Origin of the sequence: Pseudoalteromonas marina, assembly GCF_000238335.3 — a bacterium.
GTDB lineage: Bacteria > Pseudomonadota > Gammaproteobacteria > Enterobacterales > Alteromonadaceae > Pseudoalteromonas > Pseudoalteromonas marina.
The window spans coordinates 299,689-321,376 of the sequence record NZ_AHCB03000005.1 but is presented as its reverse complement, the minus strand read 5'-3'; the positions used below and the strand labels follow the sequence as shown (position 1 = coordinate 321,376).

Annotated in this window: 22 protein-coding genes; 13 read left to right on the top strand and 9 right to left on the bottom strand. The window is 39.5% G+C overall.

Going from position 1 to position 21,688, the window contains the following annotated elements; all coding sequences use genetic code 11:
- Positions 1-7: 7 nt before the first annotated feature.
- The 4 genes from PMAN_RS01550 to queG all read left to right on the top strand — a co-directional run bounded on the left by PMAN_RS01550 (position 8) and on the right by queG (position 4,093).
- Positions 8-874, top strand: coding sequence for a DMT family transporter (locus tag PMAN_RS01550; protein ID WP_010555698.1), 867 nt, complete (start codon positions 8-10; stop codon positions 872-874).
- A complete protein-coding gene (locus tag PMAN_RS01545; protein ID WP_010555697.1) occupies positions 871-1,575 on the top strand; it encodes a glycerophosphodiester phosphodiesterase in 705 nt (234 codons plus the stop codon). Before PMAN_RS01550 ends, PMAN_RS01545 begins: the two co-directional genes overlap by 4 nt.
- 58 nt (positions 1,576-1,633) lie before the next feature.
- Positions 1,634-2,851 carry a methyl-accepting chemotaxis protein gene (locus PMAN_RS01540; protein WP_008126841.1) on the top strand — a complete coding sequence of 406 codons (1,218 nt, stop codon included), beginning with the start codon at positions 1,634-1,636 and terminating at the stop codon, positions 2,849-2,851.
- Between the two features lie 111 nt (positions 2,852-2,962).
- Complete coding sequence (queG, locus tag PMAN_RS01535; RefSeq protein WP_010555696.1) at positions 2,963-4,093, top strand: tRNA epoxyqueuosine(34) reductase QueG; 1,131 nt, start codon at positions 2,963-2,965, stop codon at positions 4,091-4,093.
- Between the two features lie 124 nt (positions 4,094-4,217).
- Here the strand turns inward: queG and PMAN_RS01530 are convergent, their stop codons facing one another.
- From PMAN_RS01530 to PMAN_RS01520, 3 genes are all read right to left on the bottom strand, one after another.
- A complete protein-coding gene (locus PMAN_RS01530) occupies positions 4,218-5,351 on the bottom strand; it encodes a response regulator (protein ID WP_010555695.1) in 1,134 nt (377 codons plus the stop codon).
- A 70-nt stretch (positions 5,352-5,421) separates the two neighbouring features.
- Entirely contained in the window at positions 5,422-7,395 is a 1,974-nt protein-coding gene (locus PMAN_RS01525) for an ATP-binding protein (RefSeq protein WP_010555694.1), read from the bottom strand.
- A gap of 118 nt (positions 7,396-7,513) precedes the next feature.
- Positions 7,514-8,002, bottom strand: coding sequence for a GNAT family N-acetyltransferase (locus PMAN_RS01520; RefSeq protein WP_033024928.1), 489 nt, complete (start codon positions 8,000-8,002; stop codon positions 7,514-7,516).
- An 81-nt stretch (positions 8,003-8,083) separates the two neighbouring features.
- On the opposite strand from PMAN_RS01520, the gene PMAN_RS01515 reads away from it, so the two are divergent.
- The 6 genes from PMAN_RS01515 (at position 8,084) to PMAN_RS01490 (ending at position 13,510) form a co-directional block, all read left to right on the top strand.
- The gene (locus PMAN_RS01515; RefSeq protein ID WP_006794084.1) at positions 8,084-8,659 is read left to right on the top strand and encodes a glutathione peroxidase; all 576 of its coding nucleotides are present in this window, start codon (positions 8,084-8,086) and stop codon (positions 8,657-8,659) included.
- Between the two features lie 84 nt (positions 8,660-8,743).
- The gene (locus PMAN_RS01510; protein ID WP_006794083.1) at positions 8,744-9,025 is read left to right on the top strand and encodes a peptidylprolyl isomerase; all 282 of its coding nucleotides are present in this window, start codon (positions 8,744-8,746) and stop codon (positions 9,023-9,025) included.
- A gap of 63 nt (positions 9,026-9,088) precedes the next feature.
- On the top strand, positions 9,089-9,667 hold the full coding sequence (locus tag PMAN_RS01505) for a glutathione S-transferase family protein (protein WP_010555693.1): 579 nt from the start codon (positions 9,089-9,091) through the stop codon (positions 9,665-9,667).
- A gap of 17 nt (positions 9,668-9,684) precedes the next feature.
- Positions 9,685-10,035 (top strand): DUF2750 domain-containing protein, encoded by a 351-nt coding sequence (locus tag PMAN_RS01500; RefSeq protein ID WP_006794081.1) that lies wholly within the window; start codon positions 9,685-9,687, stop codon positions 10,033-10,035.
- Between the two features lie 97 nt (positions 10,036-10,132).
- Positions 10,133-10,813 (top strand): site-specific integrase, encoded by a 681-nt coding sequence (locus PMAN_RS01495; protein WP_010555692.1) that lies wholly within the window; start codon positions 10,133-10,135, stop codon positions 10,811-10,813.
- A gap of 123 nt (positions 10,814-10,936) precedes the next feature.
- On the top strand, positions 10,937-13,510 hold the full coding sequence (locus PMAN_RS01490; protein ID WP_010555691.1) for a M1 family metallopeptidase: 2,574 nt from the start codon (positions 10,937-10,939) through the stop codon (positions 13,508-13,510).
- Between the two features lie 118 nt (positions 13,511-13,628).
- On the opposite strand, the gene PMAN_RS01485 is transcribed toward PMAN_RS01490, so the two are convergent.
- Together PMAN_RS01485 and PMAN_RS01480 are read right to left on the bottom strand one after the other, a co-directional pair.
- Entirely contained in the window at positions 13,629-13,994 is a 366-nt protein-coding gene (locus PMAN_RS01485; protein ID WP_006794078.1) for a hypothetical protein, read from the bottom strand.
- Between the two features lie 61 nt (positions 13,995-14,055).
- A complete protein-coding gene (locus PMAN_RS01480; protein ID WP_010555690.1) occupies positions 14,056-14,931 on the bottom strand; it encodes a TolB-like translocation protein in 876 nt (291 codons plus the stop codon).
- A gap of 157 nt (positions 14,932-15,088) precedes the next feature.
- On the opposite strand from PMAN_RS01480, the gene PMAN_RS01475 reads away from it, so the two are divergent.
- From PMAN_RS01475 to yjjG, 3 genes are all read left to right on the top strand, one after another.
- Positions 15,089-15,988, top strand: a complete 900-nt coding sequence (locus tag PMAN_RS01475) for a phosphoribulokinase (RefSeq protein WP_008126819.1) — start codon at positions 15,089-15,091, stop codon at positions 15,986-15,988.
- Between the two features lie 75 nt (positions 15,989-16,063).
- Positions 16,064-16,603: an inosine/xanthosine triphosphatase gene (gene yjjX / locus PMAN_RS01470; RefSeq protein WP_006794075.1), complete on the top strand. Its 540-nt coding sequence runs from the start codon at positions 16,064-16,066 to the stop codon at positions 16,601-16,603.
- A 15-nt stretch (positions 16,604-16,618) separates the two neighbouring features.
- Positions 16,619-17,293 (top strand): pyrimidine 5'-nucleotidase, encoded by a 675-nt coding sequence (yjjG, locus tag PMAN_RS01465; RefSeq protein WP_010555689.1) that lies wholly within the window; start codon positions 16,619-16,621, stop codon positions 17,291-17,293.
- A 105-nt stretch (positions 17,294-17,398) separates the two neighbouring features.
- Here yjjG and lpxC read toward each other — a convergent pair whose 3' ends face one another.
- From lpxC to PMAN_RS01445, 4 genes are all read right to left on the bottom strand, one after another.
- Positions 17,399-18,310, bottom strand: a complete 912-nt coding sequence (gene lpxC, locus PMAN_RS01460) for a UDP-3-O-acyl-N-acetylglucosamine deacetylase (RefSeq protein ID WP_008126813.1) — start codon at positions 18,308-18,310, stop codon at positions 17,399-17,401.
- A 102-nt stretch (positions 18,311-18,412) separates the two neighbouring features.
- The gene (gene ftsZ, locus PMAN_RS01455; protein WP_010555688.1) at positions 18,413-19,657 is read right to left on the bottom strand and encodes a cell division protein FtsZ; all 1,245 of its coding nucleotides are present in this window, start codon (positions 19,655-19,657) and stop codon (positions 18,413-18,415) included.
- A 21-nt stretch (positions 19,658-19,678) separates the two neighbouring features.
- The gene (ftsA, locus tag PMAN_RS01450) at positions 19,679-20,911 is read right to left on the bottom strand and encodes a cell division protein FtsA (protein ID WP_010555687.1); all 1,233 of its coding nucleotides are present in this window, start codon (positions 20,909-20,911) and stop codon (positions 19,679-19,681) included.
- Positions 20,908-21,687 carry a cell division protein FtsQ/DivIB gene (locus PMAN_RS01445; protein WP_006792148.1) on the bottom strand — a complete coding sequence of 260 codons (780 nt, stop codon included), beginning with the start codon at positions 21,685-21,687 and terminating at the stop codon, positions 20,908-20,910. The genes ftsA and PMAN_RS01445 overlap by 4 nt, the downstream gene beginning before the upstream one ends.
- Position 21,688: the final 1 nt, after the last annotated feature.

The window sequence follows — 21,688 nt, the reverse complement described above, 5'->3', positions numbered from 1 at the left end:
TGTTTAAATGCAGCCACAACAGCAAAGCTTAATTTACCTACATATTGCCGTGTTACTTTTTGGGGGAACTGCCCTTTTTGCCAAACTCATTGGTTTAAATGCCCTGGATATTACAGTTTACCGAACAGCTATTGCTGGTATGGCAATATTGGCAATGCTTTCATTCGGGAAAAAACAAATTAAGTTAAACAATCCCAAAGACTACCTTATTGCTTTATTTTTAGGTATTACAGTAGGGCTACATTGGGTGACTTATTTTGCAGGAATGCAAATGGCTGGCATAACCATTGGTATGCTTGCATTTTTTAGCTATCCAGTAATGACCGTGTTTTTAGAGCCTTTATTTAATAAAAGTAAACCTCAAGCAAAAGATATAATAAGCGCTGCTGTAGTTGTTTTGGGTATTTATTTATTAGTACCAAGTGCTGATTTAGGTGACGATGTAACACTTGGTGTTATTACTGGCGTGGTATCTGCGTTGTTTTTCTCTGTCAGAAACATTACTCACAAACGCTATTTTAGCCAATACGGCGGCCCACAGACGATGTTTTACCAAACCTTGGTAGCGAGCATAATGCTGTGCGCATTTATTGAAGTGCCTGTGTACGAGGTGAGTAATCAAGATCTTATATTAATTGCTGTCGCTGGCATTATATTTACCGCTACACCCCACTCGCTATTTGCAGCAAGCCTAAAACATTTATCAGCCGCAACGGCAGGGCTAATTTCGTGCTTACAACCGTTGTACGGTACTATTTTGGCTATTATTATTGTTCACGAACGCCCAACATTAATGACCCTGATTGGCGGCGCACTTATTGTAAGCGCTGCATGCTTTGAAACATGGTCAATAACCAAGAAGGCTCGACAATGAAAATTTTTGCACATAGGGGCGCTAGCGGGCACTTTCCCGAAAATACGAAAAGCGCCATTTTAGAAGCCTTAAATATGGGTGTAGACGGCATTGAAGTAGATATTCAAAGCGCTACCGATGATTACATGCTAATACATGACTCGTGGCTAGACAGAACCACCAACGGAAAAGGCAAAGTTAGTGAGTTTGATGCAGCAACCCTTACAAAGCTTGATGCGGGTAATGGCGAATGTATACCAAGGCTACAACAGTTATTTGATTGGAATAACAATAAAACCTTACTTAATTTAGAACTTAAGCATACCTTTGAACTTGAAAAGTTTGCTGACCAGCTTGAACGTAATATCAGTGCGGGAACCATTTCATGTGCTAATATTTTAGTATCATCGTTTGATCATCATCAATTACAATGGCTTAAAAAGCGTTTACCCTGGTTAAAAATAGGCGCTTTAACGTCTTCTATTCCAATTAATTATGCAAAGTTTGCACAAGACTTAAATGCATTTAGTGTGCATGTAGATAAAAATTTTATTAGCAAAGCGTTTGTAGATGATGCTAAAAAACGCGGGCTTGAAGTTTACGCTTATACAGTGGATAAACAACAAGATATTGCACTTATGCATGACTTCGGTTTAGACGGGATTTTTACTAACTTTCCCATGCAATCCAAGGCATATTTGCTATCGTTAGCTGATAAATAGAGTCGCTTATACCTTGCAAATGCCTGCGTAAAAGCGTTCAAACATAGGTTTAAGCAAGATGAGTGGCTTAATGAAAATTTATAATTACATCGAACAAACATTCTTTTTTACTCTAACGCGTAAAATTGTTGGTAACTTGAGTTTTGTTTTTTTGTTTCAAGCTATTACTTTATTTTGGCTTTATGACAGCTTAAGTGAGCAACAAAATCTTGGCCTTTTTTGGCTACTAACCTTAGTTATTATTTCAGGCTTTGCGTTTACGCTTTTTTATATGCGCTTTTTGATTGTTCGCCCTGTAAAAGCTATGTGCGATACACTTATTAAAATTAATCAACAAGATGCCAATTTAAACGCCAAACTTCCGCATTTTTCATACGACGAATTTAAAACGTTAAGTACGCAATATAACGATTTTACAAGCCACTTAAGCCAATTACTTAACACGACTTACACAAGCGCTGAAGCCAGCGCACAAAGCAATAAAGCCGCAACTGAGTCAATGCAAAGTACGGAAAATTCGAGCGAACAGCAAATTACCTTAAGTCATACAATTATTGATGCCAGTAACCAAATAACACAAAGCTTGCAAAATATTGTGGGCAATACCGACAGTGTTCATACTGTAAATAATGAGCACTTAGCCTTTGTAAAACTCTCAGCTCAAGAGCTGAGTTCTCTGGTTGAGAAAGTGCAGTTAATAACTGATATGTTAGGCAGTTTTGCGAGCACCGTTGATGGCTTGAAGGAAAACAGTGAAAATATTCGCAGTATTTTAAAAATGGTTGAGGAGTTTTCTGATCAAACTAACTTACTCGCGCTTAACGCCGCGATAGAAGCTGCGCGAGCAGGAGAAGCTGGGCGTGGTTTTGCTGTTGTTGCTGATGAAGTACGTACCCTCTCGGTTAAAGTAAGTGGAGCTACTCGCCAAATCAGTGATTTTATAACCCAAATGAACGACCTAGTAAGTGAAACAAATAAAGAGTCAGAGCAACTTATTAACCATTCTAAAAATGCACAAAGTTCAATTTGTTCAACCTCTGAAGGGTTTAGTAAAATGCTTAATGAATTTGAGAGTAATCAACAGCAATTACAGCAAATTGCCAGCGCCGTGCATCTACTAGAAGATACGCAAAATTTAACCCATCAATCAGTAGAGCAAATTGTTGAATTAGGCGAGCAGGCTAAACAGCAAATAGACACCGCTCTTGCCGACAGCCAATTATCGCAAGAGTTAAGCTTACAAACACAGCAGCAATTAAAACGCTTTGTACTTTAATTTTTATCATAAACGCGGTTTACGATTAAACACCTATTGATGCGTAAACCTCAACACCCCCCTGTAATTATGCTAAATTACAGGGCGATTATTTAATATGCGTGAATATGTGTGAGCAACCTAACTCCTGACTACCCTAAATTAGCCCAGCAAATAAAAGCATGGGGAAAAGAACTCGGCTTTAGCGAAGTAGGGATCACTGATATAGATTTGAGTAAGCATGAACAACAGCTTCAACGTTGGCTTGACGCCGGGTTTCATGGCTCAATGGATTATATGGCGGCACATGGAATGAAACGCGCTCGCCCTGACGAGCTTATTCCTGGCACACAACGTGTTATATCGGTAAAAATGAACTACCTGCCCCCCGATGCTGGCTTTGCTAAAACATTAAAAAACAAACAAAAAGCCTATATTAGCCGTTACGCACTTGGCCGAGACTACCATAAATTAATTCGTAATCGATTAAAAAAGCTCGGCCAAAAAATAGAACAAGAAGTAGGTGAATATGGTTTTAGACCCTTTGTTGATTCAGCCCCTGTATTAGAGCGCCAATTGGCTGAAAAAGCGGGACTGGGCTGGCGTGGTAAACATTCATTACTAATAAACAAAGAAGCTGGATCGTGGTTTTTTTTAGGTGAATTGTTTATTGATTTACCTTTACCTATTGATAATGAAAATACCTTTGAAGGCTGCGGTAAGTGTGTAGCCTGCATAACCTTATGTCCTACAGGTGCAATTGTAGAGCCTTATGTGGTTGATGCGCGTAAGTGTATTTCATACTTAACAATAGAACACCAAGGCCCTATCCCTGAGCAATACAGAGCCTTATTAGGTAACCGAGTTTATGGCTGCGACGACTGTCAATTAGTTTGCCCTTGGAACCGCTACGGACAAATAACCGACGAACGAGACTTTCATCCGCGTACGCAGTTAAAAGACAAAGACTTGCTTGAGCTGTTTAGTTGGGATGAAACCACATTTTTAAAAAATACCGAAGGCAGCCCAATTCGCCGAATTGGTCATGAACGTTGGTTACGTAATTTAGCTGTTGGTTTAGGTAATGCAAACTTTGACCCTGGCATTGTTAGCGCGTTAGAACAAAAAATTGATGGTTGTAGTGATCTAGTAAAAGAGCATATTCAGTGGGCACTGGAGCAGCAAAACAATAAACAACCCTCACTTAGAAAAACGCAAAGGCTGATCAGGATAGTGGAAAAAGGCTTACCACGAGATGCATAAATTCATAGAAGCCTATTTAGTACTAAAGCAAACCAGAGCTATTGGAGTGTGATTGTTCGCCATTATAGGGCGATAAACCTGATATTAATGGCAAACAAGCCCTAAAGGTAAGTCCATGTGTTTATTATTGGCTATGGTTTAGCAGTATCGAAAGCTCTGTTTCAATGTCTGCGAACGCCTCTTTTACTTGAATAACAGACTCCTCGCGGGCTACAGAATTTTGAATTGTTTCATCTACTTTTTTATAGATAAAAATTTCTTGGTCTTCGTCTAAACCCATTGTTGGAATTCTAACCTCAAGCTCTTCCTGAAGTTTTTTAAATACTTGTTCGTTGTTTAGGCGATTTTCATTAAGTAAATCTATCAAACCATGAAATTTACTGTGTACTGTACTTGCTACTGCGTTTAGTTTTACCTGCTGCGCATCTAATAAGTTCTTAGTTATTATGGCGCGTAACTGCTGTTCTGTAACACTAACAATAAAGCACACGTGATCGCGTATTCTGCCGTGTTTATCAGGATCGTGTCCTGGCATGTTTAAGATGAGTAAACTAATTAGCTCGTAGTTAACTAATAAGCGCTGCGAAAACTCATGCAAACGGCCTTTGTTTTTAAGCATTTCAAATAGCTCGATCACAATAGGCGAGCAAACACCATGTAAAGCATAATGTTTAACAATAGAGTCGTATCTAAATTCTACATTACTTTGTAAATCAAAAGATTGTAGGCAATCAATAAGTGCTTTTGCTAAATCGTCTGGGTTAGTTATGAGCGCTATGTTTTCTACGTAATTGACTATTTGTCCCATTTCGCTGCTGTTAGCCATAGCATTGAACGCGGTTGAAGTTGCCGCTTCTACTTGTTTTTCTAGACTTTGTTTCTCTACTAATACTTGGTTTAGATTTTTTAATTTAGATCTAAGCTCATCATGCCCAAATGGTTTTACTATGTAATCTTCAGCGCCGGCTGAGTAGCCTTCCATGCGCTCCTCCACAGTTCCTCTTGCAGATACAAACATAACAATAATATGTGCGGTATTTGGGTTTAATTTAAGTGTTTTACACACTTCGTAACCACTCATCTTCGGCATGCTTACGTCAAGTAAAATAACTTGAGGCATATAGTCTTCAACCATATCCAAGCACTCAGGGCCACTGTTGGCTAGCCTTAACTCAAAATCTAAGTCTTCTAAAATTTCTTCAATTATTTCAAGGTTAAAGGGCTCGTCATCTACTGCTAGTATTTTTGTTAAAGCCATAACTAAATCATCCTTTTAAATTCAAAAATAAATTGTATAAACATAAACAACTTACTGTTTTAGCGTACTTTTATTCATCGACTAGGTGTTCGTCTAAATTTATTTCAAGTGGTAATTTTATATGTACTGTGGCACCACCATTGGTATTATTACACGCGCTAATTTGACCTTGATGCAACGATACAAATTCTCGGCAAAGTGCTAAGCCTAGCCCCGTGCCACCTGCACCACTGTTTGTTTTACTGCTTTGCACAAACTTTGTGAAAATATGATCAAGCTCATCTTCAGGAATACCTATACCACTATCAATGACTTCAATATCAGCAAATTGGCCATCCGATGCTAATTTAAGCGTGATGTTACTTTTGGGCTCACTAAACTTTAATGCATTGCCCAATACGTTGCGCAACAACTGATTAATTTGCTCTTCATCGCATTGCACAATGACCGGTGAATCTGGCGCAGGAAAAATAATATTAATTTGTTTTTCCATCGCCGTGCCCGACACATCGTCAATGCTCGTTTTAATAATGCTTTCTAAATTATGAGGGCGCGGGTTAAACGGAAATTTACCTACATCAAGCTTTGATAAATCAAGAAGGTTATTTAATAAAGATAGCAGCCTATCGCCACTACACTCGATACGAGATAAGTATTTTAGTAACTTTTCTCTAGCAAAGTCGCCAGCTTCTAGCTTATCGAGTCCAAAGCGTGCAAAACTTAAAATTGAGTGCATGGGGGTTCGCAGCTCATGTGACATATTTGCTAAGAAGTCTGATTTACTTAAATTTGCCGCTTCGGCTACATTTTTAGCATGCTCTAACTGCGATGTACGGGCTTTGACCTCTTCTTCTAGTAACCCTTTAGCTTCTTGAAGTAGCTCTTCTTTTTGTTTTAAGTGAGTTACATTTTTGAAAATTACAGCCAGTGCAATCTCACCATGGTGATCTATTTCGTTAAAAGAGCCAAACAAAGGCACTGTTCCACCGCTTTTAATGGGTAAACGTAAATCGTAACTGAACTGACGATTGCTGTTTAATGTTGAAATTTTTTCTTTGATTCCAGCAATCGAATCGTTATCTAAAAAATCAAATAAAGATTTACCAGAAAGCCCGCTAAACGGTAGATCTAACAGTCTTAAGCAAGCGTCATTTGCTTCAATAATTTGACCGTTGCGTTTAAATAGCATGATAGCGTCAGGGGTGTGTTTATAAATAACTTGTAGCAAGCTGTCTTTTTCTATTAGTGCATCGACAGTTTCTTGAAGGCGCTCAACTAACTCGGCATTGCGGCGTTTTAATAATTCAGTTTGCCAAAGCTTATGCACTGATTGCAGTAAAATATTTTCATTGAGCGGTTTAATCAGTACGTCTTCAACACCTTGGCGAATAGCTTCAATCATTGAAACTTGGTCAGGGCGGGAAGTGAAAAGCAAGCACCGTGCATTTGGTTGCGACACTTTTAATTTTGAAAATATTTGAAGGCCAGTCGCTTCACCAAGGCTAAAATCGCTAATTAAAATATCGATTTTATTACTTTTTGCAATAGTGAGTGCGTCATTTAAGCTGCTTGCCGTAAGGGTTTTAATATGTGCGCCAATTAAATTGCTCTTCATATTATCAAGGCGATTTTGGATATGATCGACCAACAATATAGTGGGCAGTTGCATCATATGGTTAGAGTCTAGCTCTAATAAGCTTTCTAAAAGAGAGGTGATCTCTTTATTAGAGAAGAAAGGATAAACAACCGTAGCATCAGGTACTATTTTATTTAGGCCAGCAAATGCGGTTAACTGCTCTGTGTTTTCGGTTTTAGGGGCAAGTAATAATAAACGCCCATGAGATAATTTATCAATTAGCGGTTTAATAGGTGCAACCGGCACACCGTGAGCTATAACAACTAAATCGTAATTTTCGGCGTGAGTAAACATCTCAAGCATAGAGAAATGAATCAGCTCAACATTACATCCAATGAGCTCTAAGAGTACTTTTACTCTCATTGCTATGATGGTGCTGCTGTCTATGATCAATATTTTTCTAGCCATTAAACTACACTTACAACCAATAAAATTAATATGTTACCAGCGTAGTATAAAAACACGAAAATAACACACATTCCTGTGCGTTATTTGTAAACAAATATGACCAATAAATAAGCGTAACTTATTCTAAATGCTTACCAAATATGGTTAGGCTGTATAAGTTATTATCCATAACGGCAACGTTTGGTAACTCCCCCCACACATCAAAACCAAAGTGCTTAAATAACTTTACGCTTGGCAAATTATGGCTAAAAATAAAGCCAAGTAACACGTTAATATCAAGCTTTTTAGCCTCCGATTGCGCAAACTGCATTAACTTTTTACCCAAGCCTTTACCTTGTGCATTTTTAGTGATGTAAATGCTCATTTCTACGGTTCCGTCGTAAGCAGGGCGTCCGTAAAACGATTTATAACTCACCCAGGCAAGTACAGTATCGTTTTCGCAATACACATAAATTGGGCGTTTTTGTGTATGACTATTAAACCAATCTTTTTTTTCTTCAACGGTTACTTCTTCGGTATCTGCCGTTACCATTCGCCCTTCTATGGTTTCATTATAAATGGCGACAATATCATTAAGGTCGTCAATAGTTGCTAAGCGAGTTGTCATAGTAAATTTAAGTGGTTGATCAATTTCCTCCATATTAGCGTATGATCAGCCAATCAAACAATCGGATAGTTAGGTAATATGATGCTTAAAAAAATGATAATAGGGTTTACTGCGTTATTGGTTAGTTCAACTTTAATGGCACAAACACAGCCAAATAATGAAGCCGTAAATCCCCAAGCCTGTGACGATTTTACTAACGTTGATATCCGAAAGCTTCGCTCTAAAGAGTCCATTAACTTATGCGACTACAAAAACAAACCTCTGTTAATTGTTAATACTGCGAGTAACTGTGGCTTCACCCCTCAGTTTGAAAGCTTAGAAAAACTACACAAAACATACAAAGACGAAGGGCTTGTAATATTGGGCTTCCCTTCTGATGACTTTTTCCAAGAAGAAGATAACGAAAAAGAAACGGCCAAAGTCTGTTTTATTAATTATGGGGTCACCTTTCCTATGTTCGCCACCAGCGAAGTGAGAGGAAGTGATGCAAATCCTATATTCAAGCATTTAAACGAGCAAACAAGTTCGCCCAATTGGAACTTTTATAAATATTTAGTATCTGCTGATCGTAAAACAATTTTACGATTTAACAGCAAAGTAAAACCAGATTCAGAAAAAATGATTAAGGCAGTGGAAAATTCCCTGTCTAAAATCTAAATTTATACTGGTACAATTTGTACAAACTAACTAGTATGGCAATACACTAGGTTAAAAAAACACCACTTATAATCAGGAGATTTTATGGCAGTGGCAAGCGCACGACACATTTTGGTAGACAGCGAAGCACAATGTTTAGACTTAAAAACAAAAATTGAACAAGGCGAAGACTTTGCTGAATTAGCAAAAGTACATTCTAATTGCCCATCAGGACAAGACGGCGGCGCTCTGGGTGAGTTTGGCCCAGGTATGATGGTTCCTGAGTTTGATAAAGTGGTTTTTTCTGCCCCAATAAACCAGGTACAGGGCCCTGTACAAACGCAATTTGGTTACCATTTACTTGAAGTTACTAGCCGTTCAGAATAAATTGAGCTTTACTGCTATTAACGTTTAATAAAAGCCGCTTTAGCGGCTTTTTTTGGAGTGATTATGCAATTAATTGGTTCTGTTCCCTCACCTTACGTTCGCCGAATTAGAATATGGGCTCTGCAAAACAACTGTAATATAGAGCTTATAAGCTTAGACATATTTTCAGCTCAAGACCGCCCTAAAATGGCCAATAAAAACCCAGCCCGAAAAATACCTATTTTAATTGATGGTGATTTAACACTGAGCGACTCAAACTCAATAATACGCTACTTATTAGAGAAAATAGGCAAATCAAAGCTAAACTGGCCGCAAGAGCACTTACTTACCACTATTAATGCCTGCAACGACTCGCTTGTTGAAATGCTATTATGCGAGCGCTCAGGTTTAGATACACGAAGCGATGCATTATTTTTTAATCTGCAAAATGAGCGAATAGAACAAACATTAAGCTTTTTAAACAATCATTTAAACGATGAACAATTTAAAAGCTGTGAATACCTCAACATCAGTTTATACTGCCTGCTTGATTGGATTAGCTTTCGTGAATTAACTGACTTTAGTCAGTACAGTGAACTTGTTGCATTTCATGGACAATTTAGCGAACGTCAATCAGCAATAGAAACTAATCCTCGTCACTAACTTAATAAGGTAAACACATGAGCGATATTGAAATTGAATCACAGCTAGTTAACTTCGTAGAAAAAGTACGTGTTAGCGAAGTCATTTGGGCACTGGGCGCAGAAGATAATGGCTTTGTAGTGTGCGACTCAAACCAATTTGACGACACTGATGTTTTACTGCTTTGGGAAAGTGAAGAAGCGGCTAAAGCGCAGTGCAAAGAAGAATGGAAAGATTACAGTCCGGTAGAAATTAACCTTGATGAATTTTTAGATGCATGGGTTGAAGATTTAAATGAGGACGACGCATTAGTTGGCATTAATTGGAATGATGACCAAGTATGTGTTGAGATTGAACCTACGGGTTTAGCTCGTGCATTAAGTGAATAATAATTTACACACAGGACCTTAAAGCCTGATAACCCGACTAGCATCTAGTGCTAGTTGGGTATAAAATAAAACATCTCACTATTTTCAAGGTATTACGTTGAAAACCCATCTTGGTCGCCGCCCTTTTTCAGCTATGGAACTGCACACTCTTTATAATGGATATATATACGGTGATGTTCGACTCCCCCGCGAGCAAGCAAAACATTGGCACTTTTGGCTGCCATTAATAGCCTATTACAGCGGTGCTTACAGTGATGAAATTGGCTGTTTAACACTTGATGATCTTTGTATTATTGATGATATTTTATGCTTTAGCTTCCATACTCACGGTAAAATAAAGCCTCGCTTAGTCCCTGTACATAAAGCACTTATCGATGCAGGATTTAGCGATTATGTTGAATTTATACAATCTAAAAACCACCAGCGACTTATGTTTGATCTCCCGGCTAAAACCGGCAGATACAGTGAAAAAGTACGTATTTGGTTTTCGGGTGAAGGTGATCGTGCCGGCTATTTGCAAAAATGTGATATCCCCAACGTAGACCAGCTCGGTATGAAAACCGCCATTAGTAGTTTACGCCTTAACTTTGAACAACAAGTGCGTATTTATGCGCTTCAGGCTAACTCTAAAGACGCTTTTAATTATTTAATGGGCTTTAACGAATACCCAAACAGTCAGTTTGATGAAATCAGCTTATTAAATACGGTTATTCAACAAGTACGTATTATAAATACACAACTCAGCTGGCAACGTTTTCTATCACGCGAAAGTCACTGACAAACTTTGTTACTATTTACCATCAAAGCCACTTCTTAAATCAATTACGCGCCTCACAAAAACTGGTAGGATAAACTGTACCCATAAAATCTGGGCGTTTCTAACAATAAACAAGGGATCACTATGTTTCTTAAAAGCCTCTTAACTGTGAGTGTTGCGCTAGCAATAAATGCAGCAAACGCTAACGAATTCGTTATCGAAAAACTCGCAAAACCAAGTTCGCAAAATGTATCGCTGACACTTGACCCAAGCAAAGATACATTCACAGGGATGACTGAAATTGCCTTAGAAGTATTAAAACCAACACATTACATTGAGCTAAACGGCGTGGATTATGCTGTAAAAATGGCGCAACTTTTAGGTAAAGAAAACTGTGACTTAAGTAATGAAATACTTAAAACAGGTAAAGTTAAATTTAGCTGTGATGAAAAAATTCAACCGGGTAAATACACGCTTAATATTGATTTTTCTGCTCCCTACAACCGCCAAAGTGTGGGGTTATACAAAACATTGGATCAAGGTACGCCTTACTTATTTACCCAATTTGAAATGAGTGATGCACGTCGTGCCTTCCCCGTTTTTGATGAACCAAGCTATAAAATTCCTTTTCAGTTAACAATAACGGCTCCAAGCTCACAAAAAGTATATGCCAATACACCAGAACTAAAAACAACAATAAATGGTGATATGACAACCCACTTTTTTGATAAAACACCGCCTATTCCATCATATTTAGTTGCAATGGCTGTTGGCCCGTTTGAAGAAATAGACATTGAAGGGATGCCCATTCCTGGGCGCGTTATTACTCCTCAAGGTAAAATTCATTTAGCCGAATATGCTAAAGATAATATGCCGCGCGTACTTGCAGCATTAGAAGAGTATTTTGGTATTCCTTATGTGTATAAAAAACTCGACTCAGTTGCCGTACCTGAATTTCCATTTGGCGCAATGGAAAACTCAGGCTTAGTAACTTACCGCGAAGACATTTTACTCGTTGATTTAGCAGCAGCGACACGCAGTAAGAAACAACGTAACGTATCTATTATTGCTCACGAACTAGCACACCAATGGTACGGTAACTTGGTAACCATGAAGTGGTGGAATGACCTGTGGTTAAACGAAGCGTTTGCAAGCTGGATGGCAGCTAAAATGACCAAGCAGCTAAACCCTGAGTTTGAATCACATTTAGACTTACCACAAAATAACGTAATGGCACTAGACGCCCGCTTAAGTACTAAGCCTATTCGTAAGCCAATTAAAACCGAAGCTGATATTATGGACGGATTAGGCCTTGCATACAGTAAAGGTAGCTCAGTACTTGCAATGGTTGAAAACTGGATTGGCGAAGAGGCGTTCCAAAAAGGGATTCAGCGTTACTTAAAAGACTTCTCTTATAAAAATGCAGAAGCGGCTGATTTATGGCAAGCACTAGGTAAAGCATCAAATAAAGATGTAGCCAGTGTTTTAAAATCATTTATCGAGCAGTCTTCTTTCCCTCTTGTGAGTGTTAAACAGCAAGGCAAAAAAGTAACCATTTCACAAAGCCGCTTTGTAAATGCTGGTGTTGATGCGCCAGCACAACTTTGGAATGTGCCAGTAACGATTAAATACGGTGCAGGCGACAACGTTAAAACAGCCAGTGTTTTACTAAACAAACAAAGCCAAACGCTTGATTTAGATTTTGCACCAGAGTGGATTTACCCTGACCAAGGCGCTCTTGGCTACTACCGCTGGGTAATGGATGACGCGCAATTTAACGCATTAATTGAAAACGCGGCAACAGTGCTGACTGACCGCGAACGTTTAGCGCTATTATCGGCCACCGATGCACTGCTTAAGGCTGGCGTTATCTCTGCCGCCAAGTTAATGCAAACCCTTGAAGTATTTGTAAGTGACAGCCACCCTCGTGTAGCAAATACTGCACTGGGCTACTTAGTATCGCAGCAACGTACGTTCAAAGATGAAAGCAATAAAGACTTATGGCCTGCATTTATACGTGACGCAGTGACTCCTGCTGCTAAAAAATATGGTTTAGAGGCAAAAATTGACGAAGATGGTGCAGTATCGCAACTTCGTGCAGCCGTCATATCACGCTTAGGCTTTGATGGCGAAGACCAAAACGTAATCAATAAAGCCAAAGAACAAACGCAAGTGTATTTGACTAATCCTCAAAAAGTAGACCCATACTTAGCAGGTGTTTATTTAAGACTCGCGGCTTTTCATGGTGATAAAGCCTTGCTTGATCAATTCATGACAACATTTAAAACGACTAAAGACCCTCAAGTGCGCACTAACATGCTAGCTGCTATGGGCTTTTTTGGTGAGTCTGAGTTACAAAATACAGTGCTAGCTTACAGCTTAACTGATGAAGTAACCGCCTCTGATATGCGTACTATTTTATCTGGGCAAAGTTACACAGAAGAGCGCCAAGCATTATTTATCGATTGGGTTTATAACAATTACGATAAAGTAACAGCAAGTTTGCCGCCGTTCTTTATTCCTAATTTACCGTACTTTACAACCGTAGGCTGTGATGCCAAAAGCTTAGCAACCACTCAAAACTTCTTTAACGATAAAATTTCAGAAGTGCCTGGGTACAGCCGTACATTGAGTAAACTAGAAGAAAGTACGCTTGATTGTATTGCACTAAAAAAACGCGAGCTTGATTCGGTTAATAGCTTCTTAAACAGTAAATAACCACTATGTGATTAAGCTATAAAAAAGCCGCTGAGTATTCACTCAGCGGCTTTATAATTTTAGGGCGAAACTAATTAACTCAAATTACGGATAAAAAACTTCTTAACTAAAGTTCAGATTAATTACCAATGATCATCGTCAACTTAGCAATAAAGTCTTTTGCAGCTTGCTCTGAATTTATTTTAAATGCGACACCATAATGAATTGGTTGAGCGCTTTTATATATACGAGTTGGAAATCGGGTCATTTCACTGCTATGAAAATACCCTTGTGCACGTGTTACACCATCTATGTCATTAAAGTCATCGCTAAACACTTCAAACGCAGGGCGAATCACTATTTTACCTTTACCGCTTTCACTGTGAGTGTAAAAGGCCTCTTTAGAATTAACTAACATGTATTCAGCAATGTTTTTAATTTTAAAATTACTTCTGCATTGTAGTTTTATAAGCTGCTCTGTTAACTCATCTGCACTGTACGCCATGTTTATCCCTATTCGTTAATTTGCGTATCACCTTAACGCATACGCAGTTTGAAGTCTTACTTTATTGTGTTACGTCGCATACAAATGCAAGCTTATCATTGTTGTAACTCATTCGGGTGATATTAGTTTCGCAGTAAGTGCTTAAATCAAGCCATTGTGATATCTCATTACTGCCATCGAGCTTACGTTGATAAACCCGATTTTTAATAGCGTAAGCAATTGTTTTATCATCTTTTAATATGAAGTCTTGTACCTGAGTGGGTAGCCTTAATAAATCGCCTACTTGTTTATTTTGTGGATTAAAGCTCGCTAAAATATGCTCATCATTTTTAGTGTAACTAAATAAAAACATCGCCGCGTTGTGGTTATAAATAAGTGTACGAGAAATATCACTGGCGGCTATTTCACCTCTAGCAGCGTCTACTGAGGTGTATTGAAGCGTATGCGGCTGACCTAAAATAAACATCACTAAATCGTTTTTAATGCCCCAAGCATGGTAGCCAACAGGCTCTATCCAATCAAAAATACGACTAGGCGCACTTTGTGTATCAAGCGGATACTGCCACAACTTTTGTTTTGAGTCGGCCTCTACAACAATGGCTGACAAACTTGTTTTATTAGGCATTAACGTTGGCGAATACTCACTGACAGGTGTATTTGTTAAGTTAGTTATTTCACGTGTTGTTAAATTGTAGTGTGCAATATCGGTTTGGCTTTGGTTATTAGTTAATACCTCATGGGTAAAGTATAAATCGTCATTAATTAAGTAAGGCTGGTTATTGTAACTTGTTTTGTCGCTTACTATGGTCACTTGAACACCATATGGCGTATTTAAATCAGCAAGTAATATTTGGCTTTTAGGCATGTTAGCGTGCGCACAACCTGCGGCTAACGCACTTAATGAAAAGAAGCTAAGTAATGGTTTTAAAAGTTTCATGCTTTCTCTCGTTTTAATTTTAAGCACCTCATGATAACGTTATTTGCTGATGGCGTCACTTGAGCTTAGTCAGTCAACACGTAAGATACCCAAACGACTTAAAAAAGTGTTAAGTTTAGTCTGGTTATATAGCCTGGTCCTAAAAAAGAGAATTAACATGTCAGCTAAAAATCCTATCATTGCAATTACTGGTTCATCGGGTGCGGGTACAACCACCACGACCAATGCCATTAAGCATATTTTTCGTAGCCTAAATATTCAGGCAGCATTTATTGAAGGTGATAGCTTTCATCGTTATACACGTCCCGAAATGGACAAAAAAATACGCGAAGCCCAACAAGAAAGTAAACATATTAGTTACTTTGGCCGTGAAGCTAACGACTTTGGCGCCCTTGAATCGTTATTTAGTAATTATGGTGAAACAGGGCAAGGCAAATTGCGCCGCTACTTGCACACCTTTGATGAAGCTGTACCTTATAACCAACTGCCAGGCACATTTACCCCTTGGCAAGAGCTTGAGCATAATACAGATATTTTATTCTACGAAGGTTTGCATGGCGGAGTTGTTGACCAGGACGTTGATGTAGCCAAGCATGTTGATTTACTCATAGGCATGGTGCCTATTATTAATCTTGAGTGGATACAAAAGCTAATCCGCGACACTTCAGAGCGTGGCCACTCTCGCGAAGCCGTGATGGGGTCAATTGTGCGTAGTATGGACGATTACATAAATCATATTACCCCTCAGTTTTCACGTACGCATATTAACTTTCAGCGTGTGCCTACCGTAGATACATCAAACCCATTCAGCGCAAAAGACATTCCTTCACTTGATGAAAGTTTTGTTGTGATCCGCTTCAGAGGCATTGAAGATGTTGATTTTCCTTATTATCTGAGAATGATTGAAGGCAGCTTTATGTCGCGTATTAATACGCTGGTAGTGCCGGGCGGTAAAATGGGCCTTGCAATGGAGCTTGTATTAACACCGCTGATAAAAGATATTATTATGAAAAAGCGCGCACTAGAGAACCTTGCCCCGCTTGATTTGCCTATTTAGTATTATCGCTTTAGTGCCCTTTTTTGTTTAACAGAAGTCACGTACACTGCTGATTTTACTCAATACGAGATCAGCATGTCATCATTGTTAAAAGTTATAGTTGGATCTAAAAATCCAGTAAAAATAAATGCAGCAAAGCATATTTTTACTATGTACTTTCCAAATAACACTATTGATTGCCTAGGTGTTAACGCTCCTTCAAACGTGCCAGATCAACCTATTGGTGAAGATGAAACACGTATTGGCGCGCAAAACCGTGTTAACTATTGTAAAAAGCACCATCAAGCCGATTACTACGTGGCAATGGAAGGCGGTGCAGAGCAATTTAGCTATGGTGCAGCGACCTTTGCCTATGTTGTTATTGATAACGCCACAGAACAGGTTGTAGGGCGAAGCAGTAACCTTCCATTACCCAATATACTTTTTAAAGCATTACTTAATGGCGAAGAGCTTGGCGATGTAATGGATAAAGCATTTAACACCACAAATATAAAACAAAAAGGCGGCGCCATTGGCCTGCTTACAAATAACCATGCAACACGCGAAAGTACCTATACCCAAGCACTAACTTTGGCCATGGCACCCTTTTTACATAGCGACCTTTATCGCAAATAAAATACAGGAAATTGAATGAAATACAGCTACGTGTTGTTTGATGCAGACGAAACTTTATTTAGGTTTGATATATTAGCCGGTATGACCCGTATGTTTAAAAAATACGGCGTTAACTTTACTAAAGACGATTACATTCACTATCAAAAAACCAATAAACAACTGTGGGTTGATTATCAAAATGGCGTTATTAGCGCTGATTACTTACAGGTAACCCGCTTTAACGAATGGTCAGCAAAATTAAATGTATCCGCTAAAGAGTTGAACGATGCATTTTTAGATGCAATGGCGCAAATTTGTGAGCCATTACCAGGCGCTATAGAGTTGCTTAATAAATTAAAGCCTCATGCTAGGTTAGGCATCATTACTAATGGCTTTGCTCGCCTGCAAACAGTACGTTTAGAGCATACGGGTTTAAAAGATATGTTTGAATGGTTAGTTATTTCTGAGCTTGTAGGTTTAGCAAAACCTAACAAAGCTATTTTTGAACATACCTTCGAACTGATGGGTAACCCAAATAAGAGTCAAATATTAATGGTGGGTGATACCGCATCAAGTGACATACTTGGCGGTAATAATGTAGGTATAGATACATGTTGGTTGCAACACCCTGGTGAACAATTACCAGAAGGAATAACCCCCACTTACACAATAACCAAATTAGAACAGCTACAAGCCATTTTAGGTATTTAATTTTTAAAACTTACTATTTTAAAAGAATAGATACATAGCAAAAAAAATGACGCTAATAAGCGTCATTTTTTGTAACTGTTTTAAGTGTGTACTTTAAATGCTTGGTTAGGCTGTTGCTAACTCAAGACCGGGTGCAGGCATCGTTACAGGCGTTTCAAATGTTGCCCACTCCCACGCTGACTCGGTTGCCATTACTTTACGAAGCAACTTATTGTTTAAATCGTGACCCGACTTAAACGCAGTCACCTTACCTAAAATGTTATGGCCTGTCATAAACATGTCACCAACACAGTCTAGTATTTTGTGCTTAACGAACTCATCGCTGTAGCGTAAACCATTTGGGTTTAGTACTTTAAACTCGTCAAGTACTACTGCGCTGTCCATGCTGCCACCTAGAGCAAGGTTATTAGCATGCATGTATTCAATGTCTTTCATAAAACCAAAGGTACGAGCACGGCTAATTTCTTCAGTAAAGCTTTGAGCGGTGATGTCTAAACCAACACGCTGACGACTTTCGTTAATAGCCGGGTGATCAAAAGCGATTTCAAAGTCGATGTGAAAACCGTCGTACGGTTCTACTTCGGCCCATTTGTCACCTTCTTCAATACGTACTTTTTCTTTAATACGAATAAAGCGTTTAGCGGCATTTTGTTCTTCAATGCCGCCTTTTTGTAATAAATAAATAAATGGTAATGCACTACCATCCATAATTGGCACTTCTGAGCTGTCTAATTCTACAATTAGGTTATCAATCCCCATTGCTGCAACCGCAGCAATTAGGTGCTCAGTAGTTGATAAACGAACGCCATCTTTGTTAATTAAACAGGTACACAACTGCGTATCGCCAACGGCTTCAGGTGTTGTTTCAAATTCAACAACCGGATCAAGGTCGACACGACGAAATACAATCCCAGTATTTGCGCTCGCAGGTCGGAGAGTTATTGTGACCTTCTCACCTTTATGAAGTCCAATTCCTATGGCTTTGACTACTTCTGCAATCGTACGCTGTTTAATCATAGGTTCGCTCACTTAAATTTATTACAGTTAGACGGCGGATAGTATCATATATACGCGCGCCTTACAATATTCGCTCAATTTACCAGCAAAATAACGTTTTTATTAGTCTGCTTGTTTGCGTAAAAATGCAGGGATGTCAAAGTAATCACCACCCTCTGATTTATCCGCTTTTTTACTCGTTTGCGACGACGAGCTTGCTGTATTGCTAGAACTTGCTGAACTCGCTTTTTCTGCGCTTTCAGTTTGTGCTTTAGCTGCACTTTCATCGGTGCTGTCTTGGCTTGCAAAGCTAGGCACATACATGCTGCTTGCTTGGTTAGACGTGTTTGCAACATCAGAACCCGAAGCCTTTTTAAAACCGTTATCAACAATACCAAACTGTGGACGACGATCGCCGCCTAACCCCGTTGCAACTACAGTTACACGTAACTCGTCGCTCATTTCAGGATCAATTACCGCACCCACAACAACCGTTGCGTTTTCAGAGGCAAGTGCTTTAACGTGGTTACCGACAATTTCGAATTCTTCAATCGCAATATCCATACCCGCGGTGATATTAACTAAGATACCTTTAGCACCTGTTAAATCAACGTCTTCCAATAATGGGCTTGAAATAGCAGCTTCTGCGGCTTCTTGTGCACGATCAGGACCTGACGCAGATGCAGTTCCCATCATAGCAGTACCCATAGCAGACATAACAGTTCGTACGTCAGCGAAATCCACGTTAATTAAACCAGATCGCGTAATGAGTTCTGCAATACCTTGTACCGCACCAAATAATACGTCATTAGCTTTAGCAAATGCATCTAGAAGTGTAGTGCCTTTGCCTAAAACTTTAAGTAATTTATTGTTCGGAATTGTAATAAGTGAATCTACAATTTCTGACAACTCGCTGATACCTTGTTCAGCTGCCGCTGCACGCTTTTTACCTTCAAAGTCGAAAGGACGCGTCACTACCGCAACAGTTAAAATACCCAGCTCTTTAGCAATTTTAGCAACCACAGGCGCAGCCCCTGTACCTGTACCGCCGCCCATGCCAGCTGCGATAAATACCATGTCGGCACCTTCAAGGCTTGCACGAATAGTCTCTGCATCTTCTTCAGCCGATTCGCGGCCTACTTCAGGATTTGCACCCGCACCTAACCCAGAGGTTATTTGTGTGCCTAATTGAACTGTTACATCAGCAGCAGAATTTCGTAATGCTTGCGCATCAGTATTAGCGGCAATAAAGCGCACGCCTTCGATTTGCTGTTTTACCATGTGCTCAACAGCGTTACCGCCGCCGCCGCCCACGCCAATTACTTTTATTACAGCTTCTTCGCTGTGTTGTTCCATTATATCAAACATGTTCACTCTCCGACTTGAGTCTTAAAACTCGCCTTGAAACCATTTAGTAATGCGGTTCCACCAATTATTGTTATCCTCTGCTTTCGACTTTTGTGCATTCATCGATTGCATGGTGCGCCCGTATTGTAACAAACCAACAGCGGTTGCGTACGAAGGATCATCTACGTAGTCTGTTAAACCAACCATCCCGATTGGTTTACCTATTCTTACTGGCATTTGAAAAATGTCTTCCGCCACTTCCATTGCACCAGTCATTTTGGCAGTTCCGCCTGTTATAACGAGACCTGCCGCAATTTGGTCTTCTAAACCTGAACGACGAATTTCTTCCATCGCAAGTTCAAATAATTCTCTGAAACGAGGTTCTACCACCTCTGATAATGTATGACGTGACATTAATCTTGCAGGGCGCCCGCCTACACTTGGCACTTCAATAGTGTCTTCACTGCTTGCCAATTGGCTGCTTGCACATGCGTATTGTACTTTGAGTGACTCTGCATGCGATATAGGTGTACGAAATATTTTTGCAATATCACCCGTTACCTGATTACCCGCCACAGGGATTACTGCTGAATGGCGCAGCGCACCGTTGATATAAATAGTGATGTCCATTGTACCACCACCAATATCGAGTACAGCGACTCCAAGCTCTTTTTCATCATCTGTGAGAACTGAATAACAAGAAGCCAATGCTGTAAATATCAATTGGTCGACTTCAAGGCCGCAACGCTCAACACATTTTTCTATGTTTTTAGCCATGTCGTTAGAGCAGGTAATAATGTGAGCACGTGCCTCCATACGCACACCGCTCATGCCTAGTGGGTTTTTAATCCCTTCTTGCATGTCTATGCTGTACTCTTGCGGTAGTGCATGCAGCATTTTACGTTCAGCTGAAATAGGCACAGAACGCGCAATGTGAATCACATTTTCAATATCTTCGTCTGTTACTTCAGTATTATTTATAGCAACAACACCGCTTTCGTTCTGGCATTGAATATGTTTACCAGAAATCCCCAAGTACACTGAACTAATTCGACAATCTGCCATTAATTCGGCTTCGTCTATAGCGCGGCGAATAGACTCAGACACTAAGTTTAAATCGTTAACGCCACCTTTATCCATACCATGGGATACTTGGCTGCCCACACCAACAATGCTGAGCTTGTTATCTGCGGTGATTTCACCTACCGTGGCTACCACTTTCGAGGTACCAACGTCTAATCCAATCACGAGGTTTCTTTCTGCTGACTTAGTCATGCCTTACTCTTATTTTGTAATTGTTCTTCTTGCACTGGCTTAAAGCTCACTGCAAGGCCGGTATCATACCGTAAATCGACTGCATCTATTTGTGCTTTTTCTGGATATTCCATACGTGGGTAAACGTCTATAAAACGTTGCACACGCTTGGCTTTATCCCTACGCCCTAAATTTAAGCGCACCCCGCTATCAAGCCAAAGCTGCCAAGAAAAACGCTCTGATAACGCTAAACTTTTAAGCGTTAACGCGTTTACTTTAAGCATTTCGTCAAACTGCTTAAAGGCAATCCATGCTTCTTGTTCGCTCCCTTCTGGGCCAAATAACTGAGGTAAATCTTTACTTAACTTATCGCTGCGAGCTTGAAAAGCCTCACCGTTGTTATTAATTAACAAGTCACTATTCCAATGCGCAACCGCCTCGTGTTCAACAACGTAAACCTGAATCGTATCAGGCCATTGTTTTCGCACCGATACAGTGGCCACCCAAGGTAGATTTTGCACTAGCTGTTGTACATGTTTTACATCAAGCTCAAAAAAACTACTTAAATCCGCTTTTTTTATTGCTGTTATTATTGCGGTTTCATCTGTGTATTTAGGATGCCCTTGCACCGTTAAGTGCTTTATTTGTGCATCTTTATTTTTTACTAACCAATCAGATACACCCGTTGTAATTTGCACTAAGCCAATAATAACAACTAAAAAAAAGCTCACGCCAAAAATCAGCGACCAATTTAGGTTCTGTTTGATTTTATGAGCTTTTTCTAAAAGGGGATGCATA